The organism is Psychrobacter sp. (assembly GCF_035469765.1).
Classification (GTDB): domain Bacteria; phylum Pseudomonadota; class Gammaproteobacteria; order Pseudomonadales; family Moraxellaceae; genus Psychrobacter.
In genome coordinates this window covers 1-5,673 of record NZ_DATIRM010000387.1, presented here as the reverse complement: position 1 = coordinate 5,673, position 5,673 = coordinate 1, and the positions used below count along the sequence as shown (strand labels likewise).

The 5,673-nt window shown below is 43.2% G+C and carries 5 protein-coding genes; 1 reads left to right on the top strand and 4 read right to left on the bottom strand.

Annotation, left to right across the window (positions count from 1 at the left end; all coding sequences use genetic code 11):
- From VLN09_RS10790 to sohB, 4 genes are all read right to left on the bottom strand, one after another.
- The coding region (locus VLN09_RS10790; protein ID WP_325246395.1) for a histidine phosphatase family protein at positions 1-495 on the bottom strand (495 nt) is incomplete at its 3' end.
- Positions 496-567: 72 nt separating this feature from the next.
- Positions 568-1,857 carry a phosphotransferase family protein gene (locus VLN09_RS10785; protein WP_325246392.1) on the bottom strand — a complete coding sequence of 430 codons (1,290 nt, stop codon included), beginning with the start codon at positions 1,855-1,857 and terminating at the stop codon, positions 568-570.
- A 145-nt stretch (positions 1,858-2,002) separates the two neighbouring features.
- Complete coding sequence (locus VLN09_RS10780; protein WP_325246397.1) at positions 2,003-3,253, bottom strand: acyl-CoA dehydrogenase family protein; 1,251 nt, start codon at positions 3,251-3,253, stop codon at positions 2,003-2,005.
- A 299-nt stretch (positions 3,254-3,552) separates the two neighbouring features.
- On the bottom strand, positions 3,553-4,527 hold the full coding sequence (sohB, locus tag VLN09_RS10775; RefSeq protein ID WP_325246390.1) for a protease SohB: 975 nt from the start codon (positions 4,525-4,527) through the stop codon (positions 3,553-3,555).
- A 369-nt stretch (positions 4,528-4,896) separates the two neighbouring features.
- Between sohB and aspS the strand changes: the two genes are divergently transcribed.
- Positions 4,897-5,673: aspartate--tRNA ligase (gene aspS, locus VLN09_RS10770; protein ID WP_325246388.1), on the top strand; the 777-nt coding region annotated here is incomplete at its 3' end.

Below are 5,673 nucleotides of genomic sequence, written 5' to 3'. Positions count from 1 at the left end.
TTTAGCTCGCTCATTAAACTGTGACCAGCTTTCGATATAGTCATGATCATAATCGCCAGCATGCCAGCGCTGCATCGCGTTATCAAATAGCTCAGCCAAACGTGTCATCGGTACATCCGCTTTAGCAATCTCAGCCGCGATTGCTGCCCGACTGCCAAAAGCAGGATCTGACTTGATAAACACATCCTTATGATTAAATTCGTCAAACTGCGGCAATACGTAGCTATCTGGCGTAGTTAAGTCGATGACAGATGTCATAGCAACATTATTATCATTACTGCTATCTATAAACGATTGGTAACGTTCCCAAAAGTGCCGTGCAGAATCTTGTTGTCTGACCAAGCTACCGGTAAAAATCGCATCAATGCGGCGCTGGGTGATGGCATAATGCTGACCGAGCATTTGTGCTTGAATGCCGCCTAACTCTGACAGCTGGTCATAATTTTCTTGACCAAATGATGCTTGACCATGACGCGCTAAAAGCAGAGTTGTCATAACGTATCGCCTTATTTTTGACACTTTTTAAATGCATTGTTTGATACATTTTCAGTTAATTATTCTTCAGTTTTACTCTTCCACTTTATTAGAGCTTTGCACAAAATAACTCTTTGGCAAAATCCCTTTGATAACCGCTTTTATGGGACTGGGTAGCTTCTCGATAGCGGCGGTATCAACACCCATATCTTGCAGGTGCGGCTGCATATGAGTGGTAAATAGCGCTTCGCCTTCATACTGAGCAATCAGCTTTAGACATTTAGCATGTAGTACATGGACGATAATCCAGAAGTTCTTAAACGCAGGATTTGTGGTTTGTTTGTGATAATAGCGGTAGTAAATTTGTTGAACAATACTAGCTAAACGGAATAGACCAAACACCTCATAAAACGTCCAGTTATCTATCTCTAACCCCGTCTTTTCAAGATAATAAGCAACCACTTCATCACGAGTCATCATACCTTTTAAATGTGTCGGCTGACGGCGTGACTGCTGCATGATGATATTGTCATCTTCCTCAATCCAGTATGCCAAGGCGCTACCCAAATCCATCAAAGGATCACCAAGTGTCGCCATTTCCCAATCAAGCACGCCGATAACCTTAGTTGGATCTGCTGCATCCAAAATCACATTATCAAAGCGCCAATCATTATGAATAACACAGGTTTTGCTATCAGCAGGTGTGTGCTTAGTTAGCCACTGACGCACTAAAGCAAAACTTGGTACGTTGAGTGTTTTTGCTTTGACATAGCGGTTATTCCAGCCACTCACTTGCCGCTCACAATAACCCTCGCCACGACCAAGATTGACCAAATCAGGATGCTTTTTATAGTCTACTTGATGCAACTCGACCAAAGCATCGATAACATTGGTACATAATGCATGCGTCTGCTCTACATCTAAATCAACACCTTTTGGCAAATTGGCACGCGGGATGATACCTTCCATACGCTCCATCACATAAAAATCCGTACCGATAACATTTACATCAGTACATAGCGCTACCATTTTGGGTACATAAGGATAAGCGTCTTTTAAAGATTTTTGCACGGTATACTCACGTACCATATCGTGTGCTGACTTAGCTTTAGTGCCTTTTGGTGGGCGACGTAAAATCAAGTCTTGGCTTTTACCTTCACCGTGATTTTGACTGTCATATTGCAAGCGGTAAGTCCAATTGGACGCTCCACCTGCAAACTGAGTCACCGTTGGCTCGCCTGATACATCGATGCCTTGATCGCGCAACCATTCGCTGACAGCGAAGGCATCGAGCTCCTCACCTTCGCGGACAGCGCCACTTTTATCTAGTACTTTATTAGATACTTCTTTATCCATAGTATTGCTCTGATTAGCAGTTGCCATAAGACAGTCCTTATCGTGTGGTCAGTTATTTTTATTGATTATTCAGGGGTGAAGAATCCACTATCAAATGATTGATAGTGGATTTATGGTTATGGTCGCCGTTAAGCTTGTTTTGTATTAGTTATAGACACAAGTCTAAGTTACCTTACGATTTAGCAGGCTTCGACGAGCGACTAAAACCCTGACGCTTTAACTCTAGCTTGGCAATCATGGTTTTATGCACTTCATCAGGACCATCGGCTAAGCGTAGCGCTCGAGCTTGGGCAAAAAAGCTTGGCAACATGGTATCTTGGCAAACGCCCATACCGCCATGAATCTGAATCGCCATATCAACCACTTCTTGTAACACGGTTGGGGCAACAACCTTGATAGCAGAGATTTCAGTCAATGCTGCTTTGGTGCCTTGTGCGTCCATTTTTTGCGCTGCATATAGTGTCAGCAAACGGGCTTGATCAATTTTAATACGCGCTTCAGCAATACGCTCAAAGTTACCACCCAGTTGTAATAAGGGCTTACCAAAGGCGGTACGCTGCATACCGCGTTTAACGGCCAGCTCGAGCGACTTCTCAGCAGCACCAATACAACGCATACAATGATGAATACGACCTGGCCCTAGCCGACCTTGCGCAATCTCAAAACCCATACCTGGTCCACCGATAAAGTGGCTGACGGGCACACGTACATTATCAAAGCTGACTTCTCCATGGCCATGCGGTGCATCATAATCGCCAAATACTTTTAGCATGCGCTCAATATTAACGCCCGCAGTTTTTGCTGGAACTAATACCATCGAATGTTGGTGATGACGGTCTTTACTGTCATCAGGGGTATAGGCCATGACAATCAATATATCAACTGCAGGGTCACCAAGACCGGACGACCACCATTTACTACCATTGATAATAATCTCATCGCCATCGACAACAGCAGTCGCTTGCATATTGGTTGCATCACTAGAGGCAACATCAGGCTCAGTCATACAAAACACCGAACGGGTTTTACCTTCCAAGATTGGCATCAACCATTTGTCTTGCTGCTCTTGTGTGCCATAGCGCCACAACAGCTCCATATTGCCACTATCAGGAGCATTACAGTTAAAGACATAAGGCGCAAGTAAGCTGCGACCAGTCAATTCGGCAATCGGTGCATAATCAGTAACCGAAAGCCCAGCACCTAACGTATCATCCGGCAAAAATAAATTCCATAGGCCGGCTTCACGTGCTTGCTTACGTAAGCTCTCATACTTCTCTGGCCACTGCCAATTTTTCCAATTACCATCAGGATTTTGCTGATGACAATCTGCCCAAAATTGCGCTTCAATGGGCTCAATATGGGTTTCGATAAATGCTTTTACTTGGGCATGCATGGCTTGACCATGTTCTGTTGCTGTAAACATCAAGGTATTGCTAGACATAATGATTTCCCTATCCTTATTAATTATCTCAATCACGTTTTTATAACAAGTTTAATGACAATATTCATAGTGTACGTACGTAAACTCTGTATCGTATGCACCATTTATAACACAGCGATTGTTTTTAAACAGCAAAAAGGCGCGACCCGCTAGGACACGCCTTTTACAAAACACAAACAATGTATGAATGACAGTCAAAACACTAAAGTAGTTTCCTCTAACAGCACTATATTTTTTATAGTTACTTTAAAATAGTTACTTTAGAGTGCTTATTTAGAAAGCTACTTTAAAATATTTAAACGGCTGTTGAAATCAAAGCGTGCCAAAGCATCTGGTAGCTTATCAATCGCCATACTAAGTGTTGCTTCTGCCGCTTGTGACAGACCTAGCTTTTCTGCAAGTGTTGGCTTTTGGCGTGAATGCAAAGCATACACTTCGTTGTTCTCCATACGCTCTAATAAATAACTGTCCGATGTCTGCAATTTATCCACCAAGTTCAAATGCAGCGCATCTTCACCATACCAATGCTCGCCTGTCGCGACTTTATCTACATCAAGCATACCGCGATAACGATTGACGAAGTGCTTAAATAACTCGTGTGTTTGCTCTAACTCTTCTTGGTATTTGACACGATCTTCATCATCATTTTCACCGAATACGGTCACGGTACGTTTGTAATCACCAGCGGTAAACATCTCATAATCGACATCATGATTTTTGAGCCATTTATGAAAATTAGGCAATTGTGATACCACACCGATAGAGCCAATAATGGCAAATGGCGCCGCCACAATATTATCGGCTACACAGGCCATCATATAGCCACCACTAGCTGCAACCTTATCGACGCAGACGGTGAGTTTCAAACCGGCATCTTTTAGACGAGCCAATTGTGCTGCGGCTAAACCATAACCGTGTACTACGCCGCCGCCCGACTCCAGACGCACCACCACTTCATCGCCTTTATTCGCCGTGCTGATAAGTGTGCTAATCTCTTCACGCAGATGTTTGACAGCAGTTGCTTTGATATCACCATCAAAGTCGAGTACGAAAACTTGTTGCTTGCTATCGTTGTTTTTTTTCTTGGTTTTCATTTTTAGGGCTTGTTTTGCTTTTTTAGCCAACGTTTTTTTGAATTGTTTGAGGGCAGCTTTACCTTGGGTCGCTTCCATCAAATCTTCACGGCGCTGCTCTTGGTTTTTATTCAGATGGATAACTCTTAGCTCAACAGGATTTTTAGAGGGATTAAAAAGCATGAGTACGATTCCTTAAATGATTGAGACAGTCTTGGTGTCATTTTATAAGTTAGGCTGATATGTGCACGCTCGCTTATATTTTCAAGCAGAGGAACAATATTTAACCTAATGCAATTGTTACGGCATAAATACGGCTTATAGCCATCTTTACTAAGCTTTGATTGGGCTGATTCGGTTGTATAACAAAGGCAGATTAGGCATAATATACGTTTACACCAAATTTTCTGTAGCCAACGTGATGACTATTTGTCTTAATCGCGTTGTTTGCGCTTCTTTTAGCTAATAACTTATTTAGCTAATAACCGCAATCGCGCAACGATGGCTGCATTATTGTATTTCGAATTGGGCTGACAACTGGATAACCATATTATGACGCATAGCGAATACCGAGACGAATATTGCGGAGCCGTAACCGAAAGCTTAATTGAGCAAACCATTAGTGTCGTAGGCTGGGTACATCGTCGTCGCGATCACGGTGGAGTGATTTTTTTAGACATGCGTGACCGCGCTGGTATCTTGCAGGTAGTTGTCGATCCTGATACCCCAGAAGCATTCGCTACTGCTGATGCGGTACGTCCTGAATATGTACTAAAAATCACAGGTCGTGTCCGTCAACGCTACGCAGGCACTGAAAACGCTAATATGACTAGTGGTCATATTGAGCTGTTGGCCAAAGAAATTGAAGTGCTGGCAAAATCTGAAACCCCGCCATTCCCATTGAATGATGAGAAAAGTACGGTATCAGAAGATCTACGTCTCAAATATCGCTATCTTGATATGCGCCGTCCACAAATGCAAGATCGCATGGTATTCCGTGCTAAAGCCACCTCAGCGATTCGTCGTTACCTAGACGATCACGGCTTTTTAGACGTAGAAACGCCTATCTTGACCCGTGCAACGCCAGAAGGCGCGCGTGATTATCTGGTGCCTTCACGTACACGTCCGGGTAGCTTCTTTGCCTTACCACAGTCGCCACAGCTGTTTAAGCAATTATTGATGGTAGCCGGTTTTGACCGCTATTATCAAATCGCTAAGTGCTTCCGTGATGAAGATTTACGTGCTGATCGTCAGCCTGAATTTACCCAAGTTGATATTGAGACTTCTTTCTTAAATGAAGAAGAAATCATGAATATCAACGAAGGTCTA

Bases quoted from the DNA above. Each gene is read 5' to 3' on its own strand.
- VLN09_RS10785 (WP_325246392.1), bottom strand. From the start codon at position 1,857: ATGGCAACTGCTAATCAGAGCAATACTATGGATAAAGAAGTATCTAAT.
- VLN09_RS10780 (WP_325246397.1), bottom strand. From the start codon at position 3,253: ATGTTTACAGCAACAGAACATGGTCAAGCCATGCATGCCCAAGTAAAA.
- sohB (WP_325246390.1), bottom strand. From the start codon at position 4,527: ATGCTTTTTAATCCCTCTAAAAATCCTGTTGAGCTAAGAGTTATCCAT.